This is a genomic window from Mesorhizobium sp. B2-2-4 (assembly GCF_006442375.1).
In the GTDB taxonomy this organism is placed as follows: domain Bacteria; phylum Pseudomonadota; class Alphaproteobacteria; order Rhizobiales; family Rhizobiaceae; genus Mesorhizobium.
This window is the reverse complement of record NZ_VFWB01000001.1, coordinates 501,731-516,405: the sequence shown is the minus strand read 5'-3', so window position 1 is coordinate 516,405 and position 14,675 is coordinate 501,731. Positions and strand designations below refer to the sequence as shown.

Sequence of the window (14,675 nt, the reverse complement as noted above, 5' to 3'; positions counted from 1 at the left end):
CCAAGTGTCCAAGTCTCGTGGCAAGCAAAAGCCAAAACCAAAAAGCACCCGGGGGCGCACAGCGCTGCCGGGTGTTGGCCTCCAGGATCTGTTTACAGCACTTGGCCTCAAAGAGGCTTCGGCGTCTTGGTCGGCTTGCTCGGAGGGATACTCGTCGCGGAATTCGGGGCTGTAGACAGGAAAACGGCCGCGGAGTCAAGACAAGGACCGTTCCGCCGGTCTCCCCGCGCAGCAATCAAGTCGCCTTCGTTGCGTCTGCAGGTTCGGCCGAGACGCTCAGCGGCGAGCGCGGATGCAAAAGCAGCAGGGCCGTCAGCAGGCTGCAGGCGATGCCAATCATGGCGATGAGGACCGCGTCCGACGTCGCCCAGCCCGGCCCTTCGAGTGGTCTGGCGGTAAACAAGGCGAAGGAATTGTAGCTCTCCTGATGCGAGATCAGCAGGAAGCCGGTCAGATTGTTGCCGAGATGGGCGCCGAGGGCCGCGCCGAGATTGCCGGTGGCATAGACGACGAGCGTCAGAAGCAGTGCAAAAGCGGCGATCGAGACCAGCACGCAGGCGTTGATGGCGGCCGAGGCGTTCGCGCTCCAGTGCAGCGAGGTGAACAGCAGGCCCGGCAGCAGCGCCCAGACGAACGGGCTCCTGAACCGGTAGGCAAGACCGCGCAGCAGGTAACCTCGGAACAGCACCTCTTCCGATGACGTCTGCAGAAAAGTGAGCGCCAGGATCGGGATCAGGAACAGCAGCCAGGACGACAGGGCGATCGAGCCGCGCGCGATCTCGGGCTGCATCAGGTAGAGCAGGACCTCGGACACGAGCGACGTGACCAACACCGCGACCAGTCCCTTGATGAAACCCGAGCGCGAAATGCGACGGCTGTTGCCGAGGAGCGCCGACAGCTTCTCGCCATGCACCCAGCGCATGGCGATCCACAAGCCGATCCAGATGCCGGCGAAAGACGCGAGCGCGGTGAGAATGCCGATTGGCGACGCAAGGAAACCCTGCATGCCGCCGGCGGGCGCAGCCGCGCCTTGCGCTGTCCGCCAGGCGAAAAAGGCATAGGTGCCGCCCAGCAGCACGACCCCCGTCGACGCGGCCCAGAACAGGACGACGATCCCGGTCCCGAGAAGCAGGCGCGGCAGGGTCGTCTTTTCGTTGGCTGTGTTTCGATAGTGCTCGAAGGCGGCAGGGTCCGATATCACGCTCTCTCGCAAGCTGGTGCTTCGCGTCGCATGATCTATGGGATCGGGCGGTTCTGCGCAATCATTCCTATTCGATACGCCCCGCCAGCCTTCGGCGCATTCGCGCCGCCCTCGCCTGCCTGCCGGCAGGCGAAAGGCATGCTCCGATGATTAACCCCGTGTCCTATCCGCCTCAGCGGACCACATAGACGATGCGCCGCGTCTGCGGGTCGATCAGCGCCGGCTGGCCGTTCACATAGACGTAGCGGTAGTCGTAATCGGGGATCTCGCGCAGTTCGACACTCTCGGGCAAAACGGCCCCGGTGACCACCTCGCCCTCAAGATAGACAGGGTCGACGCGATGCGTGTCGACATAGGTCCTGACTTCGGCGGGAGGCTGCGGGATGGCGTCCTCGACCGGCTCGCCGGCGATGATCGAGCCGGTGTAGTCGGTGGAATAGCCCTCGGGCGGCGACACGACGGCGACGCTGGAGCCGAGCGGACGTCGCGTCAACACGACCCGGTTGCCGCCGAAATCAGCCGTCACATAGTCCGAATAGACCCAGCCCTGGCCACCGGCTTCGGCGATGGTGCACCATTTGCTGTTTTCGATACAGCCATTGAGCGTCGCCGACTGGCCGGCGGCGAGCACGCCGATGACAGGATATTGCGGGCCCGGGCCAGCGCGGACATTGAGATCGGTGATTGCGGAGACGGGGGTGTCGGCCATGGCGGCGCCCGAGAAGAGCGTGAGCATTCCGGCGACCGCGGGAAACAATACGGATTTCATGGTTTCTCTCCGTTTCATGGTCCCTCGGCAGCGAAAACGGGAGAGCGGCGCATGCGTTCCAGCTAAAATGTTGAAGCCAACTCACGATTTGTTCCCGTTTCTTGCGGCAGGCCGGTCAGAAGGTCGTGAACGAAGGCCAGTTTGCGCGCCGCGACATCCGAGATGACGAAGGGGTAGAGGTCGGGCAGACCCATGCAGCGATTGATGGAATTGGAGGCTTCCGACAGCACCAGCCAGCGCGACAGGATCTTTTCGAACGGTTCGGGAGCGGGTGTCGGTTCGGACGGCGCTGGTTGTAGCATGCCCCCGGTGTCGCCCTGGGGCAATTCGTTGGCTTCCACCGTCTCCAGCCGGCCGAGCGGGAAGTTCAACGCATGGACCATTTCCAGCGTGTCGGTGATGTGCAGGTGGTGGGCCCAGCTTTCGGCCCAGTCCTCCCAGGGATGAGAGGTGGCATAGGGCGAGATGTGGCGTTGCTGCCAGTCGGGTGGGGCACCATTGGCGTAGTGGTTCTTCAATGCCTGCTCGTAGCCGGTGCGCTCGTCGCCGAACAGCGCGCGGAAGGCGTCAAGCCTTTGCGGATTGTCGCGGATCAGCCGGTCCCAGTAATAGTGGCCGAGCTCGTGGCGGAAATGGCCGAGCAAGGTGCGATAATTCTCGCCCATTTCAACGCGCCGCCTTTCGCGCTCGGCGGAGTCGGCTTCGGCGACGTTGAGGGTGATCAGGCCATTGTCGTGGCCGGTGAGGATACGCTCGCCGCCCGGGCCGCCGCCGATCGGATCGGCAAGGAAGTCGAAGGCAAGGCCGGCCTCGTCGGCGGGGTTCTGCTTGGGCGTCACCGGCAGTCCGAAAGCCAGCAGCGAATAGACCGCGCGCTTCTTCGCCGCCTCGACGCGTATCCAGCGGCGGCGGTTGCCGTCGACGGAGAGGTCCGGGATCAGCTGGTTGAGGGCGCAGGCGCGGCAGAAGGGCTGTCCCGGCTCGGCCATCCAGTTGCAGGCGCATTCGTCGGCATTGGCGCATGGGGAGCCGCCGTCGGCACCGGACAGGGCAAAGCGGGCGCGCTGCGGATCGTAGAGGACGGCACTGGAGCAGTTCAGACACCGGGCGTTCTCGAAATAGAGACGATGGCCGCAATGAGGACAGTCGAAGAGTTTCATCTCGGTCTCGGACCACGGAACAGGGGGAAGGCGCATCGTGCAAAAAACGCCGGCCGACAGACGTCGTTCCCCACTGTGACGTCATTGAGCAACATGGCGCAAGGATCGTCAGGCCATGGGTGGTTCTTGCCACAATATTTGCTTGATCGTAGGCAAATTCCCTTCCATTGGCCAGCTTGCGCGCGCGACAGTGACAAGTGCGCGTTTCACTGGCAAATTCCGGCCGGGACGTGATTCAGGCAACCAGGAGAGAACAACATGGCATTTCTTGCCAAAGGTAAGATGTTTGCAGCGGCCACTGTGGTGGCGATGCTTGCGCTGGCGACGGGCGCACAGGCGGCGGCCAGCTGTGGCAAGACCGGAGCCGGCTTCGATGCCTGGAAGCAGGACTTCGCAGCGGAGGCCAGGGCCGAGGGCGTGGGTTCGAGAGGACTGGCGGCCCTGGCCGGCGCGACCTACGCGACCAGGACCATTTCCGCGGACCGCGCCATCCACAAGGCTTTCAGCGGCTCGGTGGAAGCCTTCATGAAGCGCCGCGGCGGGGCGGCGATCATTTCCAAGGGCCGGGCGCTGAAGAAATCGAATGCGGCGCTGTTCGACAAGATCGAAAGGACCTACGGCGTCTCGCCGGGCGTGCTGCTTGCCATCTGGGGCATGGAGACGGGCTTCGGCGCCTCTATGGGCAACCAGAACACGGTGTCCGCCATTTTGACGCTTGCCTATGACTGCCGCCGTCCGGACTATTTTCAGCCGCATGCCATTGCGGCCCTGAAGCTGGTCGATCGCGGAACGTTGACCGCCTCGTCGGTCGGGGCCATGCATGGCGAGATCGGCCATACGCAGTTCCTGCCCGGAAATGTCCTGAAATATGGAGTGGGCAGCGGAAACCTGCGCGATAAGAGCACCGCGCTGGCTTCCACGGCCAACTTCCTCAAGGCGCATGGCTGGCAGGCCGGCGCGAGCGCTCAGGCGAATATGGGTGCAATTGCCGGCTGGAACTCGGCGAGTGTCTATCAACAGGCCATCGCCCGTATCGCCACCGCAATCGATGGCGAGTAATCGTTAGGGCAGTTCACCGTTTCACGGAGACGGCGAACCGCTCTATGTCTTTGTTTTTTGCGCGATTCCCAAGGGAAAGCGCTACGCGCTTTTCCCGGGAAAACCGTACACACTTTTCCTGGAATTGCTTTTCAGCAGAAAGCCCGGCCGCGTTGCCGGGGTTCCTGTTCGCTGACTGGCAGAGTGGTCAGTCCCGGCGGTTGCGTGCGGCGAGCGTGCGCAGCCTCAGCGCATTGAGGCGGATGAAGCCGGCGGCGTCCTTCTGGTCGTAGGCGCCGCGGTCGTCCTCGAAGGTCACCAGCGCGTCGGAATAGAGCGTCTTCTTCGACTTGCGGCCGGTAACGATGACATTGCCCTTGTAGAGCTTCAGACGCACCGTACCTTCGACATCCTCCTGGCTCTTGTCGATCATCGTCTGCAGCATCAGCCGCTCGGGCGCGAACCAGAAGCCGTTGTAGATGAGTTCGGCGTAGCGCGGCATGAACTCGTCCTTGAGGTGGGCAGCTCCCCTGTCGAGCGTGATCGATTCGATGGCTCGGTGGGCAGCGATAAGGATGGTGCCGCCGGGGGTCTCGTAGACGCCGCGCGACTTCATGCCGACGAAGCGGTTCTCGACGAGGTCGAGCCGGCCGATGCCGTTGTCGCGGCCGAGATCGTTGAGGGCGGCGAGCATGGTTGCCGGCGACAGCTTCTTGCCGTCGAGCGCGACCGGATCGCCCTTCAGGAACTCGATCTCGATCTCGGTGACCTTGTCCGGCGCGTCCATGGGCGAGACGGTGCGCTGATGGACGAATTCCGGCGGCTCGCTCCACGGGTCCTCAAGCACCTTGCCCTCGGAAGAGGAATGCAGGAGATTGGCGTCGACCGAGAACGGCGCGTCACCCTTCTTGTCCTTCGGCACCGGAATCTGGTGCTGCTCGGCGAAGTTGATGAGGTCGGTGCGCGACTTGAACGACCAGTCGCGCCAGGGCGCGATGACCTTGATATCGGGATTGAGCGCATAGGCCGAAAGCTCGAAGCGCACCTGGTCATTGCCCTTGCCGGTGGCGCCGTGGGCGATCGCGTCGGCGCCGGTCTCCTTTGCGATCTCGACGAGGTGTTTCGAGATCAGCGGCCGGGCGATCGAGGTGCCGAGCAGATAGGTCCCTTCGTAGACGGCGTTGGCGCGGAACATCGGGAAGACGAAGTCGGCAACGAATTCCTCGCGCACGTCGACGATGCGGATGTCCTTGATGCCCATCATCTCGGCCTTGCGGCGCGCCGGCTCCAATTCGCCGCCCTGGCCGAGGTCGGCGGTGAAGGTGACGACCTCGGCGCCGAGCTCGGTCTGCAGCCATTTCAGGATGATTGATGTGTCGAGGCCGCCGGAATAGGCGAGCACGACCTTCTTGACGTCTTTTGTTTTCGACATTTGCTGTTTCCGCGACAAGAGTTCTCGGCCGGCGAGGTATCACGCCGTTTCCGGTCACCGCAAGGGATGAACGGGGCAAGGCGCGGAGAAACAGGCATACGGGACAGCTGGATCATCCTTTCCGTCGCACAGCCGCTGGCAACGGCAGGCCCCGTTCATTATAGCTGCGTATCGAAAGTCAACGGGCCTACCATGTCCTTCATTCCCGACACCGCAACGCTGATCCAGTTCGCCATCGCCACGGTCATCCTGGCGATCACGCCGGGGCCGGACATGACGCTGTTCGTCTCGCGCACGCTGAGCCAGGGCCGCGCCGCAGGCTTCGCCTCGATGGCGGGGGCGCTGTGCGGCACGCTGATCCACACCACGCTGGTGGTGGTCGGCGTCTCGGCGCTGATCGTCGCCTCGCCGATGGCCTTCTTCGTGCTGAAGATCTTCGGCGCCGGCTATCTCGTCTTCCTGGCTTGGCAGGCGATCACCAAGGGTTCGGCCTTCTCGCCGGAGAAGAAGACGGGCCCGCAAATCTCGCTGTTCCGGAGCTGGATGGTGGGGCTGGGCGTCAACCTGCTCAACCCGAAGATCATCCTGTTCTTCATGACCTTCCTGCCGCAATTCGTCTCCGCGCATGATCCGCACGCGCCGGGAAAGCTGTTCTTCCTCGGCGCCATGTTCGTCGTGCTCTCGACCCCGGTGACGACCCCGATGGTGCTGGCGGCGGAGAAATTCTCGGCGGCGATGAAGGCCAGCCCGCGCGTGACGCGGGTGGTCGACTATCTCTTCGCCGGCGTGTTTTCCGCGTTCGCGCTCAAAATCCTGACTGCCCAGGCGAAGTAGGATTTTGCTGTTCGCTGCTGATCTCTTCCGAACCGGAGGTCAGCAAAGCTCCCTGCTTACGTGGGCGCTCGGTTCGAGGTCAGGGTTCGGCTTTCCACCAGGTTCCGGCCCAGCGCCCGGCGCTGAGCCAATAGAAGATGCCCCCGACCATGCCGCCGCCGATGACGGCGGCCATGGCGCGCGGCTCGGTGACGGCGAATGGCGTGTCGCCCATCTGGTCGGCGAAGCCGAGGAAGACGGCGGCGACGATCGCACCGGCCAGCGCATAGAACAGCCAATCGCGCCGGCCGAGAATCTCGGCGATCAGAATCACGAGGGCCGCCGGCATGAAGGCGAAATAGGCGGCAAACAGCGCGACGAAGGGGATCGAGAAATAGAGCGAGGCGGTCGCCGCCGGCTCCGCATGCGCCGGCGTGTAGCCGAGGGAGGCCAGGAACAGGACATTGAGGAACGCGCTGGCCGCCAGCGCGGCGACGGCATAGCCGAACAGGATGACGGCAAGGCGCACGATATAGGCGACGAGACGGGTCATTGCGAATCCCGGCGTAAGGGATGGCCGGACTTGCGCCCGGCCAGAAACCAGTAGACCGAACCGGCGGCAATGCCGGCGGTGGCCAGGAACCCGAGAAAGCCCGGGTTGAAAACAAACCCTCCGGCCGAGCCCGGGACAAGAACCCCGAATGCGATGGACGTGATCGCGCCCGTGGCCGCGAAGTAGAACCAGCCCCGAAGCGACAAGCGTTCGGCCATGAAGATCGCGGGGCCGACGATCAACAGCGCGCAGACCGCCACCGTCGCTACCGCGAGCGGGAAGGAAACCAGCCAGTCGAATGCGAAAACGATGGACCAGTTGCCATATTCGAGCCCTTCCAGAAGAGCGATCAGCAGCACAGGCACCAGGATCGAGGTCAGCACGGCGGCGATATAGCCGACTGCTATGAAGACGAAGCGCTTGAGCCCGGCGACGAGACGCCTCACGCCTCGCCGTGCCCCGCGATCATCATGGCTTCCAGCGCCAGCCGGTCGACTTTGCGCATGCGCTCCGATTCCGATTTGAGCTGGCCGCAGGCGGCGAGGATGTCGCGGCCGCGCGGCGTGCGGATCGGCGAGGCATAGCCGGCGTTATTTATGTAGTCGGCGAATTTCTCGATCGTCTCCCAGTCCGAGCACTGGTAGTTGGTGCCGGGCCAGGGGTTGAACGGGATCAGGTTGATCTTGGCCGGAATGCCCCTGAGCAGCTTGACCAGCGCCTTGGCGTCGTCGAGGGAATCGTTGACGTCCTTCAGCATCACATATTCGAAGGTGATGCGCCTGGCGTTCGACAGGCCGGGATAGGCGCGGCAGGCGGCGATCAGCTCCTTGAGCGGATATTTCTTGTTGATCGGCACCAGAAGGTCGCGCAGATCGTCATTGGTGGCGTGCAGCGAGATGGCGAGCATGACGCCGATCTCCTCGCCGGTGCGGAAAATCTCCGGCACCACGCCTGAGGTCGACAGCGTGATGCGGCGCTTCGACAGCGAAAGGCCGTCGCCGTCGGAAGCAATCAGCAGCGCCTTCTTGACCGCCTCGAAATTGTAGAGCGGCTCGCCCATACCCATCATGACGATGTTGGACACTTTGCGGCCCTCGGCCGGCACGATGGCGCCGTCGGGCGTGTCGCGGTCGGGGAAATCGCCGAGCCGGTCGCGCGCGGTGAGCAACTGGGCGAGGATTTCCTCGGCAGTCAGGTTGCGCACCAGCTTCTGCGTGCCCGTGTGGCAGAAGGAGCAGGTCAGCGTGCAGCCGACCTGCGAGGAGATGCAGAGCGTGCCGCGGCCTTCCTCGGGGATGTAGACAGTCTCGATCTCGACCGGGCGACCGGCGCCGCGCGGCGGGAAGCGGAACAGCCACTTGCGCGTGCCGTCGGCGGAGACCTGCTCCTCGACGATCTCGGGCCGCGCCACGGTGAAATGCCTGTCGAGTTCGGCGCGCAGATCCTTGGAAATGTTGAACATGCCGGCGAAATCGGAGACGCCGCGCACATACATCCAGTGCCAGAGCTGCTGTGCACGCATTTTTGCCTGGCGCTCCGGCACGATGCCGGACGCGACGAGCGCCTCGCCCAGTTCGGCGCGCGTCAGGCCGATCAGCGACGGCTTTTCCGGCTGTATCGCGCGGGCGCGCAACGCGTCGCGGGCGCCTTCGGCGGTGAGGTCGAATGAAAGGGTCATGGTTGCACTGATATAAGCGGTTTGCGGCCGATTTCATCCATCGGCCTGATATGAAGCGCGGCCCATAGCACAGCTTGGCCGCGGAGTCATGCGATGGCGAGGCGATCCGTGCGCCGACCGATTGACAGATGCACCGGCCGGTCAGACCTGCGGTCCGTGCTTTTCGACTAAAAACGGATCACTTGATCGTGTTGAAGTAACGGTTCTCACCGCGCGTTCGAACCCTGAATCGGGCAACCATGCCCCGACAAATGGGAGTATGCACGATGAACTCTATCAAGCTCGCGGTCATTGCCAGCTTCGTCGGCCTTTCCGCCTCGCAGGCATTTGCCGAAGACGCGATGGGCACAATGACAATGATGAAGGCAGGGCAAGTCACGGCAATCATGCCGGACGGGCATATGGGCACCATGACGCCGGACGCGAAAATGAGTGCCGAGATGATGAAGATGGCAAAGCCGATCAAGCACTGCATGATGATGATGACCGACGCCAAGGGCAAAGCCTTCATGATCGACACGTCGACCAAGAAGGCTCAGGCGGAATGCGAAAAAATGGCCATGTGAGGCCTGCCGTCGATCGATATTCCCGCCGGCCCGAAGGTCGGCGGGAGCCCATCCGAGCCTTGTTCCCGCAGACCACTCAGCACACGCAGGTCGAGATATCCACCTGTCGGTGTCGAGGGTGTCTCATGATCAATGCGGAAACGACGATCATTGCGCCGAACCGGACATAGCTGATGGTTCCTTGTTCATGGTGCCAACCACAGCCATGGACTTTTGCTCCACGTCCGTCTTCCATTTCACGTCTGATGCGAACGCTTGATCGAGGCCATGCCTGTGTTAGGGCTGGGGCTCCGTCGAGAGGACAGACATGGCCGGTACAGTGCGAAAATACCCCTTGCTGCGGCGTTCGCGCGCGATGTGGGGCTCTCGCCGGGTGTGGCAGCCGCGGCTGGTGTTCTGGGCCGGCGCGATCTGCATCGGCATGATCAGCGTTATGTTCGCGGTGCTCGCCGACAAGGCGCAGGTGCTGTTCCATGCCATGACCGGCGATGACGGCGGCTGGCGCTTCTACCTACCTTTGGCGATCACGCCGCTCGGCTTCGTGCTGTGTGCCTGGCTGGCGCAAGCCTTCTTCCCTGGCTCGCAAGGCAGCGGCATTCCGCAGGCGATCGCGGCGCGGCATCTGCGCGACGACGACGACCGTGGCCACATCCTGTCGCTGAAGCTGGTCGCGGGCAAGATCGCGCTCACCCTGGTCGGCCTGTTCTGCGGCGCTTCGATCGGCCGTGAGGGACCGACCGTGCAGGTCGGCGCGTCGTTGATGCTGCAGGCGGCACGCTGGGGCGGCATGGCGCAGGCGCGCGGCCTGATCCTGGCCGGCTCGGCCGCCGGCATCGCGGCCGCCTTCAACACGCCGCTGGCCGGCATCGTCTTCGCCATCGAGGAAATGGGCCGCACCTACGAAGCGCGGACCAACGGGCTGGTGCTGACGGCGGTGATCCTGGCCGGCATCGCCTCGCTCGGCCTGCTTGGCAACTACACCTATTTCGGCGTCTCGAAGGAGACAATCTCGTTTGCCGCCGAGTGGCCGCTTGTCATTGCCTGCGGGGTCATCGGCGGCGGCTTCGGCGCGCTGTTCTCGCTCCTGGCGCTGAAGGCGACGCGCCGGATCCGGCGCTGGAACACGGGGCAGCCCTTGCGGCGCGTCCTGCTGGTCGCCGCCATCTGCGGGCTCGGCGTCGCGGCGATCGGCATCGCCTCGGGCGGCCTGACCTTCGGCACCGGCTACGCGCAGGCGCGCGGCGCCGTTGAAGGCACGCCGCTGCCCTGGTTCTTCTTCGCCGAGAAGTTCCTTGCCGGGCTGCTGTCGATGGTCTCGGGCATTCCGGGCGGCATCTTTGCGCCTTCGCTTTCGGTCGGCGCCGGCATCGGCAGCTCGCTCGGCCTCGTCTTCGGCGCCAGCACGGGTGCGGCCGCGCTGCTCGGCATGGCCGGTTATTTCGCCGGCGTCGTGCAGGCGCCGATGACGGCCTTCGTCATCATCCTGGAGATGACCGGCAATCACGACAATGTCATCGCGCTGATGCTGGCCTCGATGCTGGGCTACGGCACGGCGCGCATGATCTCGCGCGAGCCGCTCTATCATGCGCTGTCGCGCGTCTTCATCGCGGAAGCCATCCGCCGGCGCAGGGCGGAGGCGGCGCCGGAACCAGGTCCGGCGTGAAAAACAAAGGCCGGACTCAAGGGTCCGGCCTCTCTGTTCAAAGCGAAATTTCGACTATTTGCAGTTGGCGATCGACGACAGCGCCGCCGAGATGCCTTTCAGCGAGAAGACGTAGGAGGTGGTGTTGCCGCGGCCGGACTTGGCCTGCACCTTCATGTCGGTGCCGGATTTCATGGCGGCGATCAGCACCGGCTCCTCGGCGGCGTTCTCGACCCAGGCCGACTTGCCGCGCGTGAACATCGAAAACGTCTTCTTGTCGATGGTGACGGTGGCCTTGGAGTTTTCCTGGAAGGTGTAGCCGGCGATGAATTGCGGCTCGTAGGACACCTGCTGGCCGGGCCGCTGGCTGACGAAGAAGAACATGTCGCCATGGTCGAGCGTCGGCGGCTGCTTGTCGGTCGGCACGGTGAGGACATAGCAGACCTTGCCGCCCGATGCCTGGTAGCTGTAGGTGCCCCAGGCATTGTGCTGGCCGATCTTGGTCGCCTGCTGCGCCATCGCCGGCGCTGCGAAGGCCACCAGGACCAGGCTCGAAACTGTAGCAATCAATCCGCGCATCGTTTTTCCCGTATTCCAAATGGTGCGGAGGCGGGCCGCGTGGCGTCCTGCCGTCGCTTCATTTTGATTTAATCTGGGTTACCAAACGGTGAATTACCTCTGAGAAAAGGACGCTCACCCCAGGAAACCGCCGCCGTCTTCGCGCCGCCGCCTTTCAAGCGGCTGGCGCGATGTCCCTTCGGCGACTTGGAGGGCATGAAAGCGGCAAGAGTTTGACTTTTCCACAAGCCCTCTGAACGCTGGTGTCCAGAGCGCGGAGGCCGGTTCCAGGGCTCAGCCCCTGTCCGATATGGCGTCCTTGGCGGCCTGCCGGTGCGCCGGCGTGATATGGGCGCTGACGGCGGTGATCGCGGCGGTGAGCACGGCGATATCGTCGGTGAAGCCGAGGCCGAGGACGAAATCGGGGACCATATCCACCGGCAGGACGAAATAACCGAGTGCCGCCACCAGGATGCCTTTTGCGCGCAGCGGCGTGTTCTTGTCCATGGCGCAGTAATAGGCCGCGACGACATCTTCCATGAACGGGATCTGCCGCGCGGCCTTCTTGGCCGTGCGCCAGAATTTCTCGCGCACCTCGCCCTCACCGCCCAGCCTGTCGCCAAAGCCGAAGAAATCAAAACCGGATTTTTGCGCCATCAATTTCTCCTTGCGGGCTCATGCGCTTGCCTGCGCATGGCCGCGGGGCAAAATGTGGTGAAACCCGACGCTTGCTGCAAGAGCTTGGGAGATCGCTGGCCTGAAAATCGGAATCAGTCTTTAGCGTGCTGTCCTGCGGATCAGGTGATGCCGGCCTGGCGGACACTCCGCTGGCAGTCGTCCTCCCTTGGAGTTCGGCGGCAAACGCACCTCCCGTCGTCATTCTAGGGCGAAGCAAGGAGCGAAGCGACGCGGCGCAGACCCTAGAATCCATGCCGCGACTCAAGAGCGACGCAGCGGTGCTGAATTCTGCTCGACTGCACCCCTTGGTCAACGTCGCGGCATGGATCCTCGGGTCTGCGCGTCCGCTTCGCCCGTGGCTGACGAAGCCGGGGTTGCCGCACCTATGAATTACCCTAGCCAACAAAGCGGTCCATTTTCTTCGCCAACTCGATGTCAAGCGTCGTGACGCCGCCGGCATCGTGCGTGTTCAGCGTCACGTCGACGGTTTTGTAGACATTCGACCAGTCGGGATGATGGTCCATCTTCTCGGCCGCAAGCGCGACACGGGTCATGAAGGCGAAGGCTTCGGAGAAATTCCTGAAGGTGAACGTCCGTTTGATGGAAGCGCCATCCGCAGCCAGCGACCAGCCTTCGAGGTCTGTCAGCGCCGCGATGATGGCTTCCTTGCCAAGTTTCTCTCTCGTCATGTCCGGTTCCTGTGCTATTTCGAAGATGACTTTCACCATAGCGCCGGATCGATGAGCACGAAGCCCATAAAATCCATTCTGTTCGTCTGCCTGGGCAACATCTGCCGCTCGCCGCTGGCGGAAGGCGTGCTTCGTTCCGTGCTGACGGAACGTGGACTGGGCCGGGACATAGTGCTCGATTCGGCCGCAACCAGCGACTGGGAGGCGGGCTCCGCCCCTGATCGGCGTTCGATCGCCATCGCGTCGCGCCACGGCATCGACATATCGGAACTGCGGGCACGCAAGATCGCGCCCGAGGATTTCTCGCGTTTCGACCTGATCTTCGGCATGGACAGGTCGAACGTCGCCGACCTGAAGACGCTGGCGCCCGCCGGCGTGCGCGACCGCATCCACCTGTTCCTGGAATTTGCGCAGGGAAAGGCGCGCGACGTGCCGGATCCCTATCACGACGGCGAGGAAGCCTTCGCCGAGGTCTACCGCATGATCCGCGAAGCGTCGGAGGCGCTGGCGACGCGGCTTGCCGCGCGCGTATCGGCGCCCGACAGCGGCCAGGCTTCCTCGACGATGTAGGGGCCGCCGCCGACCGAATCGCGCGACGACATCAAGACGAACCGGCTGATGCGGAACGGCAATGTCGAAAAATTGCCGCGCGCCGAAAGATATTGGGCGACGTCCAGCGGGCTCGAATTGCGCAGGCGGGCCAGTGTGACATGCGGCATGAACTTGCGCGGATCGGCCGGAATGCCGAGCCGCTGGCAGATGCGCTCGATTTCAGCCTGAAGCGCCGAGAGATCCGGCGAGGCAGAGACCCCGGCCCATACGGCATGGGGTTTCCTCTGGCCGAAAGCGCCGACGCCCGCCAGCGTCAGCGGGAAGGAGGGGCGGTGGACGCGGTCGAGCGCGTTGGCGATCTCGTCGGCGACATGGCCTTCGACATCGCCGATGAAGCGCAGCGTCAGATGATAGTTCTCGACGTCGATCCAGCGGGCCCCGGGCAGGCCGCCCCTGAGCAGGGACAGCGAAAGGGCGGCGTCACGCGGAATTTCGAGGGCGGTGAAAAGACGCGGCATGAAGAGCCTCCCTTCCTCGAATCGAACTGTGCCCCCAGCGAATCATCGATAATCAAGCGGGGCAAGAGGTTTGTTGGTCACAGGTCTCGTCAAAAAGATTTCCCCAACGGAAAGGGCCTATCCCGTCTTACGATCCTCCCGGCGCCGCCGCGATGGCCTTCTCGACCGCAGGCAGGATGCGCTCGACCATCTGGGCGACCCCCTTGGCGTTCGGATGCAAGCCATCCTCAAGCTGCAGGGCGGACTGGCCGGCTACGCCGTCGAGAAAGAACGGGTACAAGGTAACGCCGTATTTTGCAGCCAGTTCCGGGAAGATGGCGTCGAAGGCGTTCTGATAGTCGGCGCCGAGATTGGGCGCTGCGCGCATGCCGGCCAGCAGAACGGCGATCTTGCGCTCTTTCAACTTGGCCAGCATCGTATCCAGGTTCTTGCGGGTGATATCGGGCGAAACGCCGCGCAGCATGTCGTTGGCGCCGAGTTCGAGGATGACAAGCTGCGTGCCGTCCGGCACCGACCAGTCGAGCCGCGCCAGCCCGCCGCTGGAGGTGTCGCCGGAAACGCCGGCATTGGCGACGGTTACATCCCTGCCCCTGGCGCGCAGCGCCGCCTGCAGCCTGTCGGTAAAACCCTCGTCGGGTCCGAGGCCGTAGCCGGCCATCAGGCTGTCACCGAAACCGACGATCTTGAAAGGCTCGGCGCGTGCCGACGAGATGGCGCCGCAAATGGCGAGGAAAACGATCAGGCCTGCGGCAATTCTGCGTTGGAAAGACATGCGGCAGGTCCCATATGACAGAGAATTCTTCCGGCGACGGCCCGCAGGCGGAGCCC

17 protein-coding genes are annotated in these 14,675 nt (G+C 63.7%); 5 read left to right on the top strand and 12 right to left on the bottom strand.

The features are described 5' to 3' along the window. Window positions 1-235: 235 nt before the first annotated feature. The 3 genes from FJ959_RS02665 to FJ959_RS02655 form a co-directional block, all read right to left on the bottom strand. Window positions 236-1,201, bottom strand: coding sequence for a type II CAAX endopeptidase family protein (locus FJ959_RS02665; protein WP_140628279.1), 966 nt, complete (start codon window positions 1,199-1,201; stop codon window positions 236-238). A 172-nt stretch (window positions 1,202-1,373) separates the two neighbouring features. After that, window positions 1,374-1,970 carry a DUF1236 domain-containing protein gene (locus tag FJ959_RS02660; RefSeq protein WP_140559212.1) on the bottom strand — a complete coding sequence of 199 codons (597 nt, stop codon included), beginning with the start codon at window positions 1,968-1,970 and terminating at the stop codon, window positions 1,374-1,376. A gap of 62 nt (window positions 1,971-2,032) precedes the next feature. Further along, window positions 2,033-3,130, bottom strand: coding sequence for a putative zinc-binding metallopeptidase (locus tag FJ959_RS02655; RefSeq protein ID WP_140628278.1), 1,098 nt, complete (start codon window positions 3,128-3,130; stop codon window positions 2,033-2,035). Between the two features lie 258 nt (window positions 3,131-3,388). On the opposite strand from FJ959_RS02655, the gene FJ959_RS02650 reads away from it, so the two are divergent. Then, on the top strand, window positions 3,389-4,189 hold the full coding sequence (locus FJ959_RS02650) for a lytic transglycosylase domain-containing protein (RefSeq protein WP_140628275.1): 801 nt from the start codon (window positions 3,389-3,391) through the stop codon (window positions 4,187-4,189). A 187-nt stretch (window positions 4,190-4,376) separates the two neighbouring features. On the opposite strand, the gene FJ959_RS02645 is transcribed toward FJ959_RS02650, so the two are convergent. Next, the gene (locus FJ959_RS02645) at window positions 4,377-5,600 is read right to left on the bottom strand and encodes an argininosuccinate synthase (protein WP_140492178.1); all 1,224 of its coding nucleotides are present in this window, start codon (window positions 5,598-5,600) and stop codon (window positions 4,377-4,379) included. Between the two features lie 192 nt (window positions 5,601-5,792). Between FJ959_RS02645 and FJ959_RS02640 the strand changes: the two genes are divergently transcribed. Further along, on the top strand, window positions 5,793-6,434 hold the full coding sequence (locus FJ959_RS02640) for a LysE family translocator (protein WP_140492181.1): 642 nt from the start codon (window positions 5,793-5,795) through the stop codon (window positions 6,432-6,434). A 79-nt stretch (window positions 6,435-6,513) separates the two neighbouring features. Here FJ959_RS02640 and FJ959_RS02635 read toward each other — a convergent pair whose 3' ends face one another. From FJ959_RS02635 to rlmN, 3 genes are read right to left on the bottom strand one after another with little or no spacing between them, the layout of a single operon-like run. Then, window positions 6,514-6,966 (bottom strand): hypothetical protein, encoded by a 453-nt coding sequence (locus FJ959_RS02635; protein WP_140628273.1) that lies wholly within the window; start codon window positions 6,964-6,966, stop codon window positions 6,514-6,516. Continuing rightward, window positions 6,963-7,412 (bottom strand): hypothetical protein, encoded by a 450-nt coding sequence (locus tag FJ959_RS02630; RefSeq protein WP_140580216.1) that lies wholly within the window; start codon window positions 7,410-7,412, stop codon window positions 6,963-6,965. Before FJ959_RS02630 ends, FJ959_RS02635 begins: the two co-directional genes overlap by 4 nt. After that, a complete protein-coding gene (rlmN, locus tag FJ959_RS02625) occupies window positions 7,409-8,644 on the bottom strand; it encodes a 23S rRNA (adenine(2503)-C(2))-methyltransferase RlmN (RefSeq protein WP_140580215.1) in 1,236 nt (411 codons plus the stop codon). Before rlmN ends, FJ959_RS02630 begins: the two co-directional genes overlap by 4 nt. Before the next feature lie 266 nt (window positions 8,645-8,910). Here rlmN and FJ959_RS02620 point away from each other — a divergent pair, with 266 nt between their 5' ends. Together FJ959_RS02620 and FJ959_RS02615 are read left to right on the top strand one after the other, a co-directional pair. After that, window positions 8,911-9,210 carry a hypothetical protein gene (locus tag FJ959_RS02620; protein ID WP_140554786.1) on the top strand — a complete coding sequence of 100 codons (300 nt, stop codon included), beginning with the start codon at window positions 8,911-8,913 and terminating at the stop codon, window positions 9,208-9,210. A gap of 307 nt (window positions 9,211-9,517) precedes the next feature. Further along, window positions 9,518-10,873: a chloride channel protein gene (locus tag FJ959_RS02615; protein ID WP_140628270.1), complete on the top strand. Its 1,356-nt coding sequence runs from the start codon at window positions 9,518-9,520 to the stop codon at window positions 10,871-10,873. A 54-nt stretch (window positions 10,874-10,927) separates the two neighbouring features. On the opposite strand, the gene FJ959_RS02610 is transcribed toward FJ959_RS02615, so the two are convergent. The 3 genes from FJ959_RS02610 to FJ959_RS02600 form a co-directional block, all read right to left on the bottom strand. Continuing rightward, entirely contained in the window at window positions 10,928-11,431 is a 504-nt protein-coding gene (locus FJ959_RS02610) for an invasion associated locus B family protein (RefSeq protein WP_140492199.1), read from the bottom strand. Window positions 11,432-11,704: 273 nt separating this feature from the next. Continuing rightward, window positions 11,705-12,067, bottom strand: coding sequence for a YkvA family protein (locus FJ959_RS02605; RefSeq protein ID WP_140550608.1), 363 nt, complete (start codon window positions 12,065-12,067; stop codon window positions 11,705-11,707). Between the two features lie 416 nt (window positions 12,068-12,483). Then, window positions 12,484-12,777 carry a 4a-hydroxytetrahydrobiopterin dehydratase gene (locus FJ959_RS02600; RefSeq protein ID WP_140524585.1) on the bottom strand — a complete coding sequence of 98 codons (294 nt, stop codon included), beginning with the start codon at window positions 12,775-12,777 and terminating at the stop codon, window positions 12,484-12,486. 51 nt (window positions 12,778-12,828) lie between these two features. On the opposite strand from FJ959_RS02600, the gene FJ959_RS02595 reads away from it, so the two are divergent. Continuing rightward, window positions 12,829-13,347, top strand: a complete 519-nt coding sequence (locus FJ959_RS02595; RefSeq protein WP_140492208.1) for a low molecular weight protein-tyrosine-phosphatase — start codon at window positions 12,829-12,831, stop codon at window positions 13,345-13,347. Here FJ959_RS02595 and thpR read toward each other — a convergent pair. Next, window positions 13,251-13,847: an RNA 2',3'-cyclic phosphodiesterase gene (thpR, locus tag FJ959_RS02590; RefSeq protein WP_140559221.1), complete on the bottom strand. Its 597-nt coding sequence runs from the start codon at window positions 13,845-13,847 to the stop codon at window positions 13,251-13,253. The two genes, FJ959_RS02595 and thpR, sit on opposite strands and share 97 nt — an antisense overlap. Window positions 13,848-13,974: 127 nt before the next feature. After that, the gene (locus FJ959_RS02585) at window positions 13,975-14,619 is read right to left on the bottom strand and encodes an arylesterase (RefSeq protein ID WP_140628268.1); all 645 of its coding nucleotides are present in this window, start codon (window positions 14,617-14,619) and stop codon (window positions 13,975-13,977) included. Window positions 14,620-14,675: the final 56 nt, after the last annotated feature.

Coding starts and splice junctions, on each gene's coding strand:
- FJ959_RS02660 (WP_140559212.1), bottom strand. CDS start 1,970: ATGAAATCCGTATTGTTTCCCGCGGTCGCCGGAATGCTCACGCTCTTC.
- FJ959_RS02655 (WP_140628278.1), bottom strand. CDS start 3,130: ATGAAACTCTTCGACTGTCCTCATTGCGGCCATCGTCTCTATTTCGAG.
- FJ959_RS02650 (WP_140628275.1), top strand. CDS start 3,389: ATGGCATTTCTTGCCAAAGGTAAGATGTTTGCAGCGGCCACTGTGGTG.
- FJ959_RS02645 (WP_140492178.1), bottom strand. CDS start 5,600: ATGTCGAAAACAAAAGACGTCAAGAAGGTCGTGCTCGCCTATTCCGGC.
- FJ959_RS02640 (WP_140492181.1), top strand. CDS start 5,793: ATGTCCTTCATTCCCGACACCGCAACGCTGATCCAGTTCGCCATCGCC.
- FJ959_RS02635 (WP_140628273.1), bottom strand. CDS start 6,966: ATGACCCGTCTCGTCGCCTATATCGTGCGCCTTGCCGTCATCCTGTTC.
- rlmN (WP_140580215.1), bottom strand. CDS start 8,644: ATGACCCTTTCATTCGACCTCACCGCCGAAGGCGCCCGCGACGCGTTG.
- FJ959_RS02620 (WP_140554786.1), top strand. CDS start 8,911: ATGAACTCTATCAAGCTCGCGGTCATTGCCAGCTTCGTCGGCCTTTCC.
- FJ959_RS02615 (WP_140628270.1), top strand. CDS start 9,518: ATGGCCGGTACAGTGCGAAAATACCCCTTGCTGCGGCGTTCGCGCGCG.
- FJ959_RS02610 (WP_140492199.1), bottom strand. CDS start 11,431: ATGCGCGGATTGATTGCTACAGTTTCGAGCCTGGTCCTGGTGGCCTTC.
- FJ959_RS02605 (WP_140550608.1), bottom strand. CDS start 12,067: ATGGCGCAAAAATCCGGTTTTGATTTCTTCGGCTTTGGCGACAGGCTG.
- FJ959_RS02600 (WP_140524585.1), bottom strand. CDS start 12,777: ATGACGAGAGAGAAACTTGGCAAGGAAGCCATCATCGCGGCGCTGACA.
- FJ959_RS02595 (WP_140492208.1), top strand. CDS start 12,829: ATGAGCACGAAGCCCATAAAATCCATTCTGTTCGTCTGCCTGGGCAAC.
- thpR (WP_140559221.1), bottom strand. CDS start 13,847: ATGCCGCGTCTTTTCACCGCCCTCGAAATTCCGCGTGACGCCGCCCTT.
- FJ959_RS02585 (WP_140628268.1), bottom strand. CDS start 14,619: ATGTCTTTCCAACGCAGAATTGCCGCAGGCCTGATCGTTTTCCTCGCC.